The organism is Paenibacillus sp. PK3_47, from assembly GCF_023520895.1.
Lineage (GTDB): Bacteria > Bacillota > Bacilli > Paenibacillales > Paenibacillaceae > Paenibacillus_AQ.
The window spans coordinates 3470952-3488446 of the sequence record NZ_CP026029.1 but is presented as its reverse complement, the minus strand read 5'-3'; the positions used below and the strand labels follow the sequence as shown (position 1 = coordinate 3488446).

Annotated in this window: 11 protein-coding genes; 4 read left to right on the top strand and 7 right to left on the bottom strand. The window is 50.4% G+C overall.

Features of this window, described 5'->3' with window-relative positions; translation table 11 throughout:
• The first annotated feature begins 234 nt into the window (after nucleotides 1-234).
• On the top strand, nucleotides 235-2073 hold the full coding sequence (locus tag C2I18_RS15530; protein WP_249896683.1) for an HSP90 family protein: 1839 nt from the start codon (nucleotides 235-237) through the stop codon (nucleotides 2071-2073).
• Entirely contained in the window at nucleotides 2074-3132 is a 1059-nt protein-coding gene (locus C2I18_RS15525) for a hypothetical protein (protein WP_249896682.1), read from the top strand.
• A gap of 147 nt (nucleotides 3133-3279) precedes the next feature.
• On the opposite strand, the gene C2I18_RS15520 is transcribed toward C2I18_RS15525, so the two are convergent.
• Entirely contained in the window at nucleotides 3280-3678 is a 399-nt protein-coding gene (locus C2I18_RS15520; RefSeq protein WP_249896681.1) for a GyrI-like domain-containing protein, read from the bottom strand.
• A gap of 701 nt (nucleotides 3679-4379) precedes the next feature.
• Between C2I18_RS15520 and C2I18_RS15515 the strand changes: the two genes are divergently transcribed.
• Nucleotides 4380-11222, top strand: a complete 6843-nt coding sequence (locus C2I18_RS15515) for a cadherin-like beta sandwich domain-containing protein (protein ID WP_249896680.1) — start codon at nucleotides 4380-4382, stop codon at nucleotides 11220-11222.
• 299 nt (nucleotides 11223-11521) lie between these two features.
• On the opposite strand, the gene C2I18_RS15510 is transcribed toward C2I18_RS15515, so the two are convergent.
• The 6 genes from C2I18_RS15510 to C2I18_RS15485 all read right to left on the bottom strand — a co-directional run bounded on the left by C2I18_RS15510 (nucleotide 11522) and on the right by C2I18_RS15485 (nucleotide 16492).
• Nucleotides 11522-11827 carry a YtxH domain-containing protein gene (locus tag C2I18_RS15510; RefSeq protein WP_249896679.1) on the bottom strand — a complete coding sequence of 102 codons (306 nt, stop codon included), beginning with the start codon at nucleotides 11825-11827 and terminating at the stop codon, nucleotides 11522-11524.
• A 72-nt stretch (nucleotides 11828-11899) separates the two neighbouring features.
• The gene (locus C2I18_RS15505; protein ID WP_249896678.1) at nucleotides 11900-12187 is read right to left on the bottom strand and encodes a hypothetical protein; all 288 of its coding nucleotides are present in this window, start codon (nucleotides 12185-12187) and stop codon (nucleotides 11900-11902) included.
• A gap of 417 nt (nucleotides 12188-12604) precedes the next feature.
• A complete protein-coding gene (rlmD, locus tag C2I18_RS15500) occupies nucleotides 12605-14113 on the bottom strand; it encodes a 23S rRNA (uracil(1939)-C(5))-methyltransferase RlmD (protein ID WP_249896677.1) in 1509 nt (502 codons plus the stop codon).
• Nucleotides 14114-14256: 143 nt separating this feature from the next.
• Nucleotides 14257-15147, bottom strand: a complete 891-nt coding sequence (locus C2I18_RS15495) for a diacylglycerol kinase (RefSeq protein WP_249896676.1) — start codon at nucleotides 15145-15147, stop codon at nucleotides 14257-14259.
• 280 nt (nucleotides 15148-15427) lie between these two features.
• Nucleotides 15428-16198, bottom strand: a complete 771-nt coding sequence (locus C2I18_RS15490; protein WP_249896675.1) for a sirohydrochlorin chelatase — start codon at nucleotides 16196-16198, stop codon at nucleotides 15428-15430.
• 3 nt (nucleotides 16199-16201) lie between these two features.
• Nucleotides 16202-16492 carry a YerC/YecD family TrpR-related protein gene (locus tag C2I18_RS15485; protein WP_039869680.1) on the bottom strand — a complete coding sequence of 97 codons (291 nt, stop codon included), beginning with the start codon at nucleotides 16490-16492 and terminating at the stop codon, nucleotides 16202-16204.
• A 426-nt stretch (nucleotides 16493-16918) separates the two neighbouring features.
• On the opposite strand from C2I18_RS15485, the gene C2I18_RS15480 reads away from it, so the two are divergent.
• The gene (locus tag C2I18_RS15480; protein ID WP_249896674.1) at nucleotides 16919-17473 is read left to right on the top strand and encodes a tyrosine protein kinase; all 555 of its coding nucleotides are present in this window, start codon (nucleotides 16919-16921) and stop codon (nucleotides 17471-17473) included.
• Nucleotides 17474-17495: the final 22 nt, after the last annotated feature.

Genomic DNA, 17495 nt, shown 5'->3' with positions numbered 1-17495 from the left:
GCTTTTCTTTCAATAAATCATAGCTTGTTCCTGATTAAATCACAACCTGAGGCATGGCAACAAACAAGAAGTATCATCCTATCGTGCTGTTACCCGAATTTTAAAAAGAGCAGGGATTGGAAATATCTGTTTCTTATAAAGTGGCTTTTGGGTAATACATAGAGCAGTATCCGCCTACATAACGGTTTGCTGGTATGAAGCACAAGCTAAAAATTACAGAACAGGAGAACAAGGATGGAGAATCACAACCAGGATACCTACCGCTTTCAGGTCAATTTGAGCGGTATGATCAACATTTTGTCTAACCATTTGTACAGCAGCCCGAAGGTATTCCTCAGAGAGCTGCTGCAAAATGGTATAGACGCGATTACTGCACGGCAGGCTTATTCCCAGGGAGGATATGAAGGCAAGATTCATGTTGAGGTAAGCGGGACCTCAACCGGAGCCACCTTATTAGTAGAAGATAACGGGATTGGATTGAACGAGGAGGAAATCCATGAGTTCCTGGCAATGATCGGACAATCCTCTAAGCGGGGCGAGGACTTTCTCCAGGTCAACACCTCCTTTATCGGGCGGTTTGGCATCGGGCTTTTGTCTTGCTTCATGGTGAGTGATGATATCGTCATGGTTACCCAATCCGCCAAGGGCGGGCCTGCACTGGAATGGCGCGGGAAGCCGGACGGAACCTATACAATTCGTAAGCTCGAAGGGGCACACGCTCCGGGAACCAAGGTTTTTTTGCGCTGCAAAAAAGGCTCTGAATCTTACTTCGAGGAAGACAATCTGCAGGAATGGCTGTTCCATTACGGCGCTCTGCTGCCTTATCCCATCCAGCTGGTGTCCGATCATTCCACCCGTTTAATTAATCCGCTATCCCCTCCTTGGGTACAAGATCCGCAGCTGGCCAGGAAGCATCGTGAAGAGGTACTGGCCTTTGGCAAGCATGTGCTTGGAGAGACGTTCCGCGATTTCATTCCCCTGCACACCTCCTCAGGCCGGACGGGCGGCATCGCCTTCATCCTGCCGCAGGCGGTGAACCTGAATGCCAAACGCAATCACCGGGTGTACTTGAAGCACATGCTGGTCTCCGAAGCCGCCAGCAATATCCTGCCGGACTGGGCGTTCTTCGTCAAATGCATGATCTGGACCGATGAGCTGCAGCCGACCGCTTCCCGGGAACATTTTTATGAGAACACTCAGTTGGAGCAGGTACGTGAAGAGCTCGGAAACACTATTCGTCAGGAATTGATGCGGATGGCGGAATATGATCCGGATCGCCTGCAATCCATCATTTCGCTGCATGCCTTATCCATGAAGGCCCTCGCGGTAGAAGATTTATCGTTCTATTCCATTATTCACGAGTGGCTGCCGTTTGAGAGCACATATGGAAGGAAGCCGCTGGGCGAGCTGAAGCAGCAGCCTCCCCTTTACTTCACTGCGACGCTGGACGAATACCGCCAGATTACCCATGTGGCTTCGGCCCAATCCATGCTGGTCGTGAATGGCGGGTATATTTATGATGCCGAGCTGCTGTCCCGCCTGCCGCTCATTGACCCGGACGTGCAGACTGAACGGCTGCTGCCGGAGGAGGTGTCGTTATCCTTTACCGATATCACACCTCAAGAGCGGCTGGACTACTATGAATCCGTAAGACTGGCAGACAGTGTGCTGCAGAAATTCCGCTGCCAGGTGCAGCTGCGCCGCTTCAAGCCAGAGGAGATTCCTGTGCTCTATACGCTGTCCGAGGAGTCGGCCCAGTGGCGTGTACTCGAGGCGACCAAAGAAGTGAGCACTGACGCCCTGTCCTCCGTGCTGGGCAGCCTGGGTGCTGCGCTGCAGGAGACGGCATACGCAACGCTCTACTTTAACCTGAACAACCCTGTCATTGAGCGGGCATTTCGTCCGGCACATCGGGCGATGCTGCCTTCCATTGTCGAAATGCTGTACTGCAATGCGCTGATGATGGGACATTATCCGATGAACCGCCAGGAGATGGCGCTGTTGAACAAAGGCATTATTCAATTTATTGATTGGGGTATGACGGCCATTCACTCCACAGGAGGAGATAAATAGATGAATTTGACCGAGATGAGTTTTGAAGATTTAATGGAAGAAGCCTATGACACGCCAGGAGGAAAAACTAAGCTTGCGCTGCTGGAGCAGGCGGTACGGGTAGCGGATGCCGCAGGAGATCTCGATCAGGGCTATGAGGCCCGCAGCGAAATCGTAGAGACCGGCAGCTTCCATGGCTATCCGATGAAGGCGCTGGTCGCCTTTTCCTGGCAGCTGGGACAGTATGATAAAAACCCGGGCCGGTTCGATGATTTCAGCCTGCTGTGGTCCTATAAGTGGGTTCTGGACCGCATTGCCGCTTTTGCAGAAATTAACCGCGTCCAGATTGAGAACCTCCTGGAAGACATGAAGACCCGCTATGCGGCCGAAGGCTACAGCAGCCGTACCTATCACTACTACCGGGCGCACATCTTCGCGGAATTTGGGGAGCTGGACGCTTCTCAGGCAGAATGGGACATCGTACAATCCATGGACCGGGATGAGATGAGCGATTGTCAGGCCTGTGAGCAGCACCATCTTGTCGAGTTTCTGGCGAAGCGGGAAGACGATGAAGGGGCCGTGAAGGCTGCCGAGCCGATTCTCAAGGGTAAAATGAGCTGCGGCGAGGTCCCTCACGTGACCATCACCAAGGTGCTGTTCCCCCTCCTGCGGCTGGGCCGCCAGAAGGAAGCGGATAAGCTTCAGAAGAAAGGCTACAAATTGGTAAAAGGTAACCGCGACTTTCTGTATCACCAGGGAGAGCATATTGGTTACCTGACCTTGACCGATCCTATCAAGGCGCTGGAGGTTTTTGAAGAGTATATCGCCTCTTCTCTCGATCATGAGAACCCGATTGATCAGATGATCTTCAATGCCTATTCGGCCAAGCTGTTCCGCCGGCTGGCAGAAGAATCCATCCGCTTCCAGGTCAAGCTACCGGCCGGACACCCGTGTGAGCACAAGTCCGGGGAGGTAGATTCGCTCGCGAGACACTTCCAGCAATTAGCTCTTACTACAGCGGAAAAGCTGGATAAGCGAAACGGTAACGCCTACTATACCACGCTCGTGCAGCGGCTGTAGGCTGTCTTCCGGTGGCTGTCTTCAATAAAGGACCAATAAAGACAAATAGACCGCCCTCCCGGCAAAGGGTTGCGGTCTATTTGTCTTTCATCCTGTGCTATTTGGAGCTCTAGTAAAGCTACCCTCTCCACAAATGTTGAATACTTTTTACTTTATTGCTATGTAAATTTCAATCTCCCCGTTAGTTGAATATTTTTCAAAATCATATGAGTAAGCCCTTTCCAGTAAACCCGCTTCCTCTTGTTCCCATATCTTACTCCAAGTATTAATGACACCTTTTTCGTCAGTAGTATCCACTTTAAATATTTCGTATTTCCCGTTTTTGGGTATTTCAACAAAAGCTTCCCCATAACTTTCTTCAATACCAACGCTTAATGAATAATCACCTTTATAGTCACTCTCATAGTCATAATAAATACCAAAGATACTATTCTGATGATATCCCAGATTACCGTAGGCTTCTTCCCACATATTTTGGATTTTCCCCATGATTTGTTCATCATTAAAATTATTTGTTCTAATGCTGTTGACCAGAAATAATTTCATTATTAATTCGCCCTCCGATACAATAATTTAATTTGACTGCATCACAGAAAACCACTTTGACTTATATGACCTTAATACAGACGTTCAAACAAGAGCTACTGATAATTGTAAAAGATTAGTTACTCCAGATTATTATATGCAAAATGACATAATGCGCAAAGAGTACACACTATGCTTAAACCGGCAGGCTGTCCCCTCCCAATCATCAAAAGAAAGCCAGGAACTACATTAAGGTTTTGATATTTGTCGAATTTTGTTTACTGATGTCATATGTATAAATTATGATAGAAATGTGAACTAGCGTTCATCGAAATCGATACATCGGGGAGTGTATCCAAAGGCAATCATTATAGGGGGGTTCTATGGTAAAAAGTCGTTTTACTAAAATTCAAAGGGGTATGTGTTTACTGCTTGTGTGCATACTGCTGCTATTCCCGGGTGGTATAGGACAATGGGCCCCTATAGCCCAAGCGGCAACAGCCTCTTGGAGCAATGGCAACTCAGGAGGGTTAACGGGAGCACTCAATGGCGTTGCTTATGGCAATGGGAAGTGGCTTATCTTTTCCGCTTTTGGTGATTATTCCACCTCTGACAATGGAACAACATTCAGTAAGGCGGCCACACCATTGTCATCCAAAGGCTGCCAAGCAGTAGCAGCAGAATACACGGAGGGACAGTGGGTAGTAGTCTGTGCTAATGGTGTGATTCTCACATCCCCGACTGGTGGGGATAACTGGACGCAACGTGCTTCGGGCGTCTCGGCAAGGCTTACTTCCATCGCAATTAAGAATGACGGAAATAATGCTGCCTACGTTGCTGTAGGGGAAACAGACGGTGCCATCATTTCTTCCTCAGATGGCCATAATTGGAGAAATTATTCGCGGGGTGACGCCGCCGGATTCTATGGAGTTACCTATGGGGAGGGCAAGTTTATCGCAGTCGGGGATAGCACAGACTACACGCCGGTGCTTTATTCCTCAACGGATGGTGTGCAATGGAACCGGATTATGTCCGCTGCACCACAGCAAGCGCTAAACAGTATCGCCTACGGCAACGGGAAGTTTGTTACGGTTGGATTTAGCGGCTATATTTATACTTCTGACGACGGAGTGACTTGGCAAAACCGGTCGTCGAATATTAGCAAAGACCTCTGGAGTGTTACGTATGGTGCAGGTAAGTTCTATGCTGCAGGGGCAAATGAGACGATCATCTCCTCTCAGGACGGCATTACTTGGGAGAAGGAAAATGGACTGGCGAGCGGGGGGCAGATCCTTAGCAGTATCAAAGTAATCGAAGGCCGCGCAATTGCGGTCGGGTCATCGGGGGCCGTAAAGACGGCAGCTCCCTCTTTGCCGGCCGGCTCGAACGCTTTACTGGGCAATCTTCAAGTGACACCGGGCAGCTTAACGTTTAACCCGGCGACGAGGAACTATACCACTTCGGTTCCTTACGGTACGACATCCGTAACCGTCACACCGACTCTTCAGGAAGCAACAGCGACGATGACTGTGAAGGGGGCGGCCACGCCAAACGGGCAGCAGGTCCCTGTTACGCTGGAAGCGGATGGTTCTACCGAGATTCCAATTGTAGTAATAGCTCAAGACGGTACTACGAGTTCCACGTACACCATCACAGTGAATGAAGCGGCTCCGCCTGCCAATTCGGCTCCTACACAAATAAACCTAACTAACACTTCGGTTGCTGAAAACATGGCAGCTGGAACTGTAGTTGGAACACTAACCGCTGTTGACCCGGACAGTGATGAAACAGCCGTATTCGAACTGATTTCCGGAGACACGGATGCATTTGAAATCTCAGGCAATCAATTGATAACTAAGAGACAATTTGACTATGAGACTAAAGCCAGCTATTCTGCCGGCATTCGTGTCAAGGACAAAGCCAATCATACATTTGACAGAACGTTCACCATTCTTGTTGTTAATGTGAACGAAGCACCGGCGGGCTCTATTCACATTAATAGTTCCGCTGCAGCTACGCAGTTACCGGACGTTACACTATACTTGACGGCATCAGATCCCGAAAACCAGCCGTTACATATGCAATTTTCAAATGATAACGTAACTTGGAGCAGCTGGGAGCCTTACACGACGTCTAAATCATGGATTTTAGCAACGGGGGATGGCACGAAGACAGTCTACATGAAGCTGCGGGACTCCGACTTTTTGGAATCGGCGGTCTACTCTGACAACATTATGTTGGATACCACAGCACCGGACGGCTCGTTATCCATTAATTATGATGCAGTGACTACTAGTTCGCAAAATGTCGTGTTGGATATATCCGGTTCAGATGCGAACGTACCTGTGGAGATGCGTTTCTCCAATGAAACCGGGATGTGGAGTGCGTGGGAACCTGTAACGGGTTCAAAAGTATGGACACTTACTTCCGGCGACGGAACAAAAACAGTAACCGTGGAGCTCAGAGACGCATTGGGCAACGTTAACGCTCTGAGCAAATCGATTTCCCTTGATACTACATTGCCAATAGTAACAGGGGTGACAAACGGACAAGTTACGAACCAAGAACTCACCATCACTTTTAATGAAGGAACAGCCACACTAAATGGACATCCATTCAACAATGGCTCAAATGTGGGTACGGAAGGCGATTATACACTGATTGTCACGGATCCTGCGGGTAATACAAGCACCGTTGTCTTTACTGTCGATAAGACACCGCCCACTGCAGAAATAGCGATTAATAACGGGGCAGCTGAGACCCTAACGGAGAGCGTCAATCTCACTCTCTCAAATATGCAGGGTGGAGCTGCAGTTATGCGGTTCAGCAGTAATGGAGTGAATTGGAGCACATGGGAGCCATTTGCCGCATCCAAAGCTTGGACGCTGGAGAACGGCGCTGACGGGCTGCGAACGGTCTATGCTGAGCTGCGAGATGCCGCAGGTAACATATATCCATTCAGCGATACGATTACCTTAGACACAACAGCACCTGCGGGAACCATTACTATCAACGAAGGAGCAGCTTACGCCAATTCTGCCTCCGTCAGCTTAAGTATTGAGGGCACGGATGCAAGCGGAGCCGTGCAGATGCGTTTTTCCAATGATGAGGGCACTTGGAGCTCCTGGGAAAATGTCATACCGTTCAAGACCTGGGTACTGTCAGCTTCGGATGGAAATAAGACCGTCCATATGGAGCTTCGCGACGGAGCAGGCAATACACAGACTTATAACGATACCATTGTTCTTGATACTCAGAAACCGGTGGCTGTAGGTGTGACAAATGGGCAGCTGACCAATCAGGATCTCATTATCAGCTTTAACGAAGGAACGGCCACGGTAGACGGACAATCCTTTCAGAGCGGGGATAAAGTGACAGCCGAAGGTCCGCATACCTTAATCATAACGGACGAAGCCGGAAATGAGACGACCATTGTATTTACAATCGACAAAACCAATCCTTCGGCAACCTTTAGTATCCAGAACGGTGATGGCTTCACCCGCTCAACCAACGTTAATTTGACTGTGACGAATCCTCAAGGCGCTGCCGACATGGCCTTCTCCAATGACAATTCAGCATGGAGTGCCTGGGAAGCAGCCAAAGCGAGTAAAGCTTGGACGTTAGAGGCGGGAGACGGCACGAAAACCGTTTACATGAAGCTGCGCGATGAAGCCGGCAATACGGCTGATTATAGCGGTACCATTATACTGGATAGCGAACCGCCGACAGGCTCGGTTGGGATTAACAGCGGAGCCGCAAAGACCGGCAGCACCGATGTAACGTTGCACCTTACCGGTTCGGATCCGAACGGTCAGGTTGACATGCGTCTGATGAACGACGGTGGCAGTTGGACAGATTGGATGCCTTTCTCCTCCACAAAATCATGGACTCTGAGAGACGGGGAAGGAATTCGGGAAGTTACCGTTGAAATGCGCGATCAGGCCGGAAACACGGCTTCCTTCAACGACACGATTGAATTGGATCAAACCAAACCAATCGTTACGGGAATAAGCGACGGGCAATTAAGCAACGCTGATTTTACGATCACGTTCAATGAAGGCACGGCGACTCTAAATGGGGATCCGTTCCAGAGCGGCGAACAAGTAATAGCAGAAGGATCTTATGAACTAACGGTTATCGATGAAGTGAACAATACCACTACAATCCGGTTCAGCATCGATAAGACAAAGCCGGCAGGCGACTTCACAATCAACGGGGGAGCGAGCCATACAGGTAAGAATGCTGTTACTCTGGAGATCACCGCTTCGGACAATAACGGTGCGGTACAAACGCGTTTTAGCAACAATGGGTCAGACTGGAGCGCGTGGGAGGAACCCGCCCTTACTCAAAGCTGGAATCTGGCAGGCGGCGAGGGAATCAAAACCGTCTATATGGAAATTCGCGACCCAGCGGGGAATACGGAAGCGATGACTCGCGATATTACCTTGGACATGACTAAACCAATCATCTCCGGCGTAACCGATGGACAGTTAAGCAGCTCGGACTTGACCATCTCTTTCAATGAAGGGGTGGCCACACTTAACGGACAGCCTTTTACGGCGGGTGCAACCGTTGGTGAAGACGGCTCCTTCACATTGGAGGTGACCGATGCGGCCGGCAACAAAACGTCGGTTACTTTTACGGTGGATAAGAAAGAGCCTACCTCAGAGGTCGCCATTGAAAGCGGAGCGTTGTTCACAGCGTCGTTCAGCGTCAATCTCTCCATCACCGACGTGAATAGCGGTGAGGAAATGCGCCTTGCCAACGAAGATAGGGAGTGGAGCCAGTGGGAGCCGGTTACTTCACCTAAGACATGGAACGTAAGCGCGGGTGACGGTGTTAAATCGGTTTATATGGAAGTACGTGACAAAGCCGGGAATATCCACTCGTCTAGTGATACCATTGTGGTAGACACCATCAAGCCGACGGGATCGTTGATCATCAACGGCGGGGGTGGCTTTACAAATCAACAAGAGGTTACACTTGGCCTAACTGCGCATGATCTCAACGGCCCTGTCCAAGTTCGTTTCTCCAATGGTGACGGCGTTTGGAGCGCATGGGAGTCCGCGGCTTCAACCAAGTCATGGATGCTTGAGAATTCGGATGGAGCCAAGAGTGTAACGATGGAAGTTCGCGACGCAGCTGGCAACATGGAGTCCTTTACCGATACAATTAATTTTGATGCAAAGCTACCAATTATCACCGGAGTAACTGATGGTCAAATATCCAAGAACGATATCACGATTACGTTTAACGAAGGCACGGCTGAGCTAAACGGTCAACCGTTTGTCAATGGTACGGTAGTAAGCACAGAGGGAATTTATCATTTAACGGTTACCGACGCATCAAACAATCAAGTAACGGTGCGATTTAGTATCGATAAGACGGCACCAACTGCTGTTCTAAGCATTAACGACGGAGCGCCTGCTACGAATACGAACGCGGTGCGTCTCAAGCTGTTAAAGGTAAGCGGCCCGGGCTTCATGCGGCTTTCCAATGACGGTATCACCTGGCGGGATGATTGGCAGCCCATTAGCACCGTTATCGATTGGACGCTGGAAGCGGGGTACGGCCTTAAAACGGTTTATCTCCAGCTTCGGGACGAAGCGGGCAACATTTCAGACAGCAGCGCTTCCATTCTTCTGGATAATAGTTTACCGGCGCTAAATAACTTAAGTCTGGATATAGCCAACCTAAGTCCGGCTTTCGACAGCTCGGTCACCAGCTACAGCACTACGGTTGCAAACAACGTCTACAGCATATCCGTTACCGCTGTTGTTTACGACGAGCATTCTATCGTTTCCGTTAATGGGATTACGGTAAGCAACAATGTGCCTGTTCCGGTAAGTCTGAATGTCGGAGCCAACGTGATTCCTGTTGTAGTAACTTCGCAGAATAACGGGCAGCTCCTTTATACCATCACCGTAAATAGGCAGCCAAGTTTTAATGCAGACCTAAAGGATCTTACGGTAGCTAATGCCGTCCTTTCGCCTGGTTTTGCTCCAGACGTGCTTAGTTACCAGACGTCTGTAGGTTCCAGTTATAACAGTACGACGGTAATAGCGTCTGTTTACGACGCTGATTCGACTCTTACTATTAATGGACAGGCTGTATCTAGCGGGGCCGCTGTTCCCGTAAATCTTAACTATGGGATGAATGATATCGAAATCATAGTTAAAGCAGCGGACGGCATTACAACAAAGAAATACACAATTCATGTTCAACGCAGGATAGAATCCGGTTCAAACGAATCCTCCGACACCCCGGCTACTGCTACCCCTGAAGGAACGGCTCAGCAATCTGATCCCTCCATTCAAGGATTTGCAGTATTCGTAAATGGACTACAGCAGGAACAAATCGCTGAGGCTTCCATTGTGCAGAAAGGCGGCGCCACTACGGTTGTGGCAGCAATTGATGCACTGAAACTGAAAAACCATCTGGCTAAACTAAGTGAAACACCGACAGTGGTTATTAATGTAGCTTCAAAAGCGGATGAAATTTCAGCCGTGCTTACGGGTGATGCCGTAAAGGCATTGGAAGACAGAAATGGGATTCTTCGCATCGAAACGCCGGATGCTGCTTACGAGATACCTGCCGATCTCATTGCAATCGGTAAGGTTTCCGCCCAGTTGGGCAGCGGTACACCGCTGCCGGAAATCACCATTTACGTTTCCATTGCCGCCGGCACCGCTGAACAAGCAAACCTCTTTGAACAAGCAGGCCGGCGCCAAGGATTCACACTAACAGGCGAGTCATTTGATTTTTCAATTACAGCGGCCCACAGTGGCAAAAGTGTGAGAATTGAAAAGTTTGACTCTTACGTAAAACGTGAAATTTCAATTCCTGAAGGTGTGGACCCCACAAAAATAACAACGGCTGTTGTCCTTAATGCAGACGGTTCCGTGCATCATGTTCCCACTGCCGTAACTGTGCGGGATGGAAAATATGCCGCTGTGATTAACAGCTTAACCAACAGCTCGTACAGCTTGATTTGGAATCAAAAATCTTTTGCCGACGTGCAGGAGCATTGGGCCAAAGAAGCCGTAGAGGATATGGCTTCACGTCTTGTCGTAACCGGTATGAACGCTAATGAATTCCAACCGGACGCTTCCATTACCCGTGCTGAATTTGCAGCTCTACTCGTTCGCGGACTCGGACTATCCGAGGACAGCAGGACGGATAAATTTAAGGATGTAGCATCTGACGATTGGTATATGGGCGCTGTACAGAAAGCAGTGGAGTATAGACTGATCGAGGGTTACGAAGACGGAACCTTTGGTCCGCATAAAACAATTACACGCGAAGAAGCCCTTGTGTTAATCTCGCGCGCTATGAATATTGTTCAAACAAAACCAGCGGTATCTCTTGCGTCTCTTTCTAAGTTCGAAGACCATTCGGCCATTAGTTCATGGGCAGCGCAGGATATTGCTAATACCGTTGCCAGCGGACTTGTTCAAGGAACCGGATCGAAGCTTGAACCCAAGAAACAGATTACTCGTGCGGAAACAGCGGCATTGATTCAGCGGCTCCTATCGAGTCTTCATTTGATTACCGAGAGGGAGTAAACAGATTATTTAACTCATACTCCGCTCAACCCAGCCTTGAAGCAAATGGATTAGACGCAAAGAGGTTGACAGCACAACGACACCCCCTTCCTTAGCGGAGGGGGTGTCGTTGTGCTGTCTGTATTTCGAGATATTAACCAATCCGCAAGTCGAGCAGTTGAATGAGGCTCTGCATTCTCAGCCCTTAGCCCCCTTACAAATGAACGGCATAAATAAAAAACCACCTTGAAGAAGGCGGTTTTCTATTCCATGCTATTCGTTACAAATGTATTTAAAATGCTAGAACACGTAATGTTGTTCTACTGCTTGAACTTTTGGATCTCGGATTTAATATCCTGAGTAACTGTCTGTGCTTCGTTCTTTATTTCTTTGGCAACGCCAAGGGACTCTTTGATGACCCCTGCGACTTCCTGCCCTTTTCCAGCGAGCTCAAGACCTGTTTCGTTAAGTAACGAGCCTTTTTCCTTAACCTTATCAGCCATGTCGGATAATTTGGCACGTGCCTTATGACCTTGCTGCGGAGCGACCAGAACAGCTACACCCGCACCTACTACTGCACCTGCAACGGCACCTACGGCTATTGATTTTTTGGTTTCTGTGTCCATGTTCATTACTCCTCTCATGAATAGGGTAGTTCTTATAGTACTTACCCAAATATTCATAAGAGAAAAAACTTTTTATAGAATGGCTCTGTTGACCGCCCTTAATTTCCAGGCTACCAGTTCCTTAAATTTCTCTTTTAAATTTGTATTACTACCTATATTCAATATCCTGGAAATCTCATCCGAGCTTATAAACACCTTTTTTCCGTAGGCTGTTACTTCCCATTCATAATCCGTCCCTGCCTCTTTACGCACCGAGAATAACCCCTTGCAAACCATATTCACCTCGTCGCTAATGGCCTGTATTGCTTGCGAGAAACCCTCAAGTCTCTCCGTATCCATAGTTTGCTGCATTGAAGTCACTCATCTAACCCCCTATATCGTATGTGTGCTTTAACATATTACTACCTGGTGGTTCAAATTGGAATAGGTGTAAATTGTCGTAAAAATATTGACGAATAACCTCATAAATAAGCACTACTTATCGATAAAGGTGGATCATTGAATATTACCCCCGCGAGGAATGCAAAGCCTCTGGGGAGAATGCTCGCTATCTGTCTGTTTTGGAAATATAAAGGTGGATTACGGAAATTGCTAACATGAATGACCCTTCTAAAAAGTTGGAGGTTATGACAAATTCGAGGAGTTTGAGATCAGCCCATTGCGCTTAAAGTAAAAATAGACATCTGTACCTGACGATCCGCCTAAATTTTCACAGCAAAAAGGGACGTTAATAAGGCCCATGTCCCCATTCCGTCCCCAATCCTAACCTCACACTTCTTACAAACCCTTATAAACCAAGGAACAAACAGCCTCCACATGCACCGTATGCGGGAACATGTCCACCGGAGTAACCTCCACGGTCTTGTACCCGCCATCCTCCAGCACCCGCAAATCTCTTGCCAGTGTGGACGGATTACACGACACATACACCACACGCTCCGGCTTCATCGCCAGGATGGTATCCAGCAGGCGCGGGTCACAGCCTTTACGCGGCGGATCGACGACGATTACGTCCGGCGTCACGCCCTGCTCTTTCCAGTTCGGGATGACGTCCTCGGAGGCTCCCACCTCGAAAACAACATTGTTCATATTATTAAGGCGTGCATTCGCGCGGGCATCTTCAATCGCCTCCGGCACAATCTCCACGCCGTATACCTTAGCCGCATGCTGTGCCAGGAACAGGGAGATCGTCCCGATACCGCAATAGGCATCGATGACCGTTTCATGGCCGGTCAGTCCGGCGTACTCTACAGTTTTCCCATACAATACTTCGGTCTGATCCGGATTCACCTGATAGAACGAGCGGGCCGAGATGGCGAACTGCACATCGCCGATATAATCGTAAATCACATCGCTGCCCCATAGGACGCTGGTTTCATTGCCGAAGATCACATTGGTCTTCTGCGTGTTGATGTTCTGGCAGATGCTGGCCACGTCGGGCAGCTCTTCGCGGATGCTGCCGAGCCAGGCGTCCAGATGCGGGATGTCGCGTCCGTTAGTGACGAGGACAAGCATCATCTGGCCGGTGCGGAAGGCTTTCTTCACGACGACGTGGCGCAGCAGGCCGCGTCCGGTTTCTTCGTTGTAGGCGGAGATGCCGAGTTCTCTGCCGATGCGCTTCACGGCGGCAACGACGGCATCGTTATGCTCATGCTGAATTAGGCAGGTCTCCATGTCGACGATCCGGTGGCTGCCGCGGGCGTAGAAGCCGCCGACGAGCCCGCCATCGGTAACGCCGATTGGCACCTGGGCCTTGTTGCGGTAACGCCAAGGCTCGTCCATGCCCAGAGTAGGGCGGACGATGATGCCTTCTTCCGGTGCCGCCGATCCGGCAGCAGCATCTTCGCCCAGTTCCCCAGCTGCAGCCCGGCCTGCACCTGCCTCCATAACCCCCAGCTTCCCGATCCGCTGCAGGTTGTCCACCACCAGCTGGCGTTTCCAAGCCAGCTGGGCGGTGTAATCCATATGCTGCAGCTGGCAGCCGCCGCATTGGTCATAGATGGCGCAGGGCGGCGCGATGCGGTTCGGGCTGGCTTGCACCAGCTCCTGCAGCTTCGCATAGCCGTACTGCTTCTTGGTCTTCAGCACTTTGGCCCGGACTTTCTCACCGGGCAGAGCGTTAGGCACAAAAAGGGTAAAGCCCTCGACGCGGCCCACCCCTTCGCCTTCATGGGTCATGCCGATAATATCGAGCATAACCTCGTCATTCTTGTTCACTGGCAGTCCGGCGACAGGCGCCGTTGCTTCGCGGCGGCTTGCACTGCGTCCACTGCGGTGTTTACTCATATCTATAAGTTCACTTCTTTCATTATCTTCGCTTTTGCAATAAAAGCGCAGGCCAGCCTTGCAGCCACCTGCACTTTATTTCTTCCTTGCCTTAGTTATTACGCACTATATCCTTGCTAATCTATCGTTCATTTCTGCCTGTCTTAATGATTCTGCGCAAAAATCCGCAAATGCGACGGCAGGATCTGGAACTGTCCCGGCAGCGTGCCGCCGAGTTCGCCGTCCAGATTAAGCTGGACATAGCCCGGGGAGGTAACCTCCATGGCGTCGGTACGGAAATAGACGACCTTCTTATCCTGCAAATGCTCCCCGCGGATTGCCAGGGTAACCAGGCGGATGAACTCCGCAAGGTTGCATTTCTTGACCCCGATGACGTCGAACAATCCGTCGTCAATACGGGCATCCGGGGCCAGCTTCTCGAAGCCGCCGACGGAATTGGTGTTGGCGATCAGGAACAGCATGAATTCGTCATGAATCAGTTCCTGGCCGTTCGCCCGGATGTACAGCTCCTGAGGCGAGAGGCTGGCCATCTTCTCGATCCCTTTAAGGTAATAAGCCAGCTGGCCCATCATGGTCTTGAGTCTGCTCGGAACCTCGTAGGTCAGCTCTGTCAGCCTGCCCCCGCCGGCTATATTAATGAAGTAACGGTCATTGGCTTTGCCCAGGTCGATCAGCCGCGACTCCTGCTTGATAATGAGGTCGCATGAATCTTCCCAGTTCTTCGGAATGCCCATAGCCCGGGCAAAATCATTGGTAGTCCCCAGCGGCAATACGCCTAGCGGAGGCAGGTTCGGCTTCTCGGCCATACCGTTAATAACCTCGTTAAGCGTGCCGTCGCCCCCGGCCGCTATGATCAGATCATATCCGCGCTCAACCGCATCCGCTGCAGCTGCAGTGGCATCGCCTTCGCCTGTCGTTGCATGGCAGGAGGCTTCAATGCCGCCAATATCCAGCCGGTCCAAAATGTCGGCGAGCCGCTTCCTCATCTCTTCCCGTCCAGAGGTGGGATTGTAAATCAATCTCGCAGTTTTCATTACCGGAACGCCACCTGTTTTTATAATAGATAACCTTACTGATTATACCCAATTCTGCACCCCTCAAGCAATGCTCGGCGGCTTATACTATTATATCTTTGCCCTCTAAGACCATCTTAAGACAGCCGCGCCCGCAGAAGGTATAAATATAATATATGCGGCAGCCGCCGTAATCAACACCGCCAGCGCCCGGGTCAGCTAAATAATCAGCAGCTTATGCCCTGTTCTGGATGGCCTTAATTGAATAGTTGAGCACACTCTTCACACGCTTCATCCGGGTTCACTCGCCGCTCCGCAGCGCCGCAAGCTTTGCCTTTACCTGCTCCCCGATCCAGTGCGGCAGCAAAGGATGCGGCAGCAGTGTCCGGCCCGAATAGGCATACTCCAGCCCTTGAAGCCGCGCCGGAATGACTACCTTGGTGAAATATCCTTCACTTAAAAAGAGCGGTGCCACTAATACCGTATGGCCCTGCTCCTGCCAGTACTGCACCCTGCTGCGCACGCTGTCCGGATTCAGCAGGCCGTAGTCGGCGGCAGCAACGCCGCTCACCGAGCGCACACGCTCAGCAAGCGAAGAGATGCCCTGTATCCAGCGCTGGCGGAAGCCGTCATGGATGCTTCCGTGGCCTACAAGCAGAATGGTCTCCTGCTGCGGATTCTCCGACAGCTCACGGAGCTTGTCCCAGATCATGACGGCAATATCCGGATCGTCATCCACCGGATAGCCGTAATGAATATTGGCCTTCACCTGGAAAGGCTCAAGGTCCGTCTCACGTTCAGGCGCAGGCTTGGCGCCGAGTGCATACTCTATCTCATCAACATGCGTACTTCCTGAGGAAACGAACAATGGGATCACAATAATATCTGTGACCCCTGCATGTTCCAGTTCATTTATACCGTCCTGAATCAGGCGGCCTTCTACCAGCTCCAGAAAAGACACCGCCACCGGCAGTTCTTCCTCGAGCGCAAGATGTTCTACTGCCTCGTCTACGATGGATACCCACACCTTGTCGCGTGAACCGTGACTGATAATAAGTACGCCCGGCTTCATGGATTAACGTCCCAGACGCTCAAGTGTCATCTTGTAGCCGTCGTTGCCGTAATTCAGGCAGCGTTTGACACGCGAAATTGTTGCCGTGCTGGCCCCGGTCTCTGCTTCAATCTGGTTATAGGTTGAACCTTTGCCGAGCATGCGTGCAACCTCCAGACGCTGGGACAGCGACTGAATCTCGTTCACGGTGCACAGATCGTCAAAGAATACATAGCATTCTTCCATATTTTTGAGCGTTAAAATTGCCTCGAACAATTGGTCGATACTTTTATCATTTAGCTTCTTAAGCTGCATTATCTCTCATCCCCTAAAAGTTTGGTCAGCATTGTTATCCATGAATAAGCTGCATACAAATGATGAACACAAGTAGTAAATATTGTGACTTTCTGCCTTTACTATATTGCACTGAAGCAGTTTTTTCAAGCATTAACGGTTTCACGCTGTAAAGAGTGAAAATGACGGACAACTGTCCACCACAGGCGCACACATTATTATGTAATCAGCAAGCCGTATCTTCGAGCATCCCCCGGTCTGCTGCCATAATTATAGTACTACATAAGCGCCGAAAAGCAAGTTTCGACACGGTTTCTTCACTTCCGCGTTCGTGTTTAGGCATCCGCCCTTTTCCGCATCTATCCCGGTTACCCGGGCGTTTGTCTATACCTTATGTTCGCCTATGACATACAGTATAGCAAACCAATAACGAAGGAATGTGATGTTATGCCTAATCATTACTATAATCATTCCCGCCGTAACACGCGCTCATTGGGCGGAGTCTATCCTTCCTCGCCATATCCGGGGATCAATCCCTACTACCAGGCTCCTGTGGCCCCGGCTGTTGAAGTGCTTCCTCCGCTTGGCGCCGAAGCTGCCGAAACAGCGCTGGCCCTCCCCGCTGCTGAAGCCGCCGATGCCGCAAAGGCAGGTGGACTGCTCGGCAGTCTGGGCAACCTCGGCAGCCTGGCCAATATGGAGAAAATCCAGGGCTTCATCGACCGGATGGGCGGCATCGACGGAATCATGAATTCCGTGGGCAAGGTACAGAAGGTGGTGCAGGGCTTCTCGGAGATGGCTCCGATGGTAAAGCTCGTGATGGGTACCTTCGGCAAGAAAAAGGGTGGCGGTAAAGCCGCCGCCGAAGAAGATGCCGCACTTTACAAGCCACGCCGGCGCAAAAAACGCCCAAGCGGCGGCACCGGCGGCAAACGCCGCAAGTCTCCGCCGAAGGGCCGCCGGAAATCCGGTTCCTCGCCTGCCAAACGCCGCCGCACTTAAGCGGCGGCGTTTGGCGCGTTTT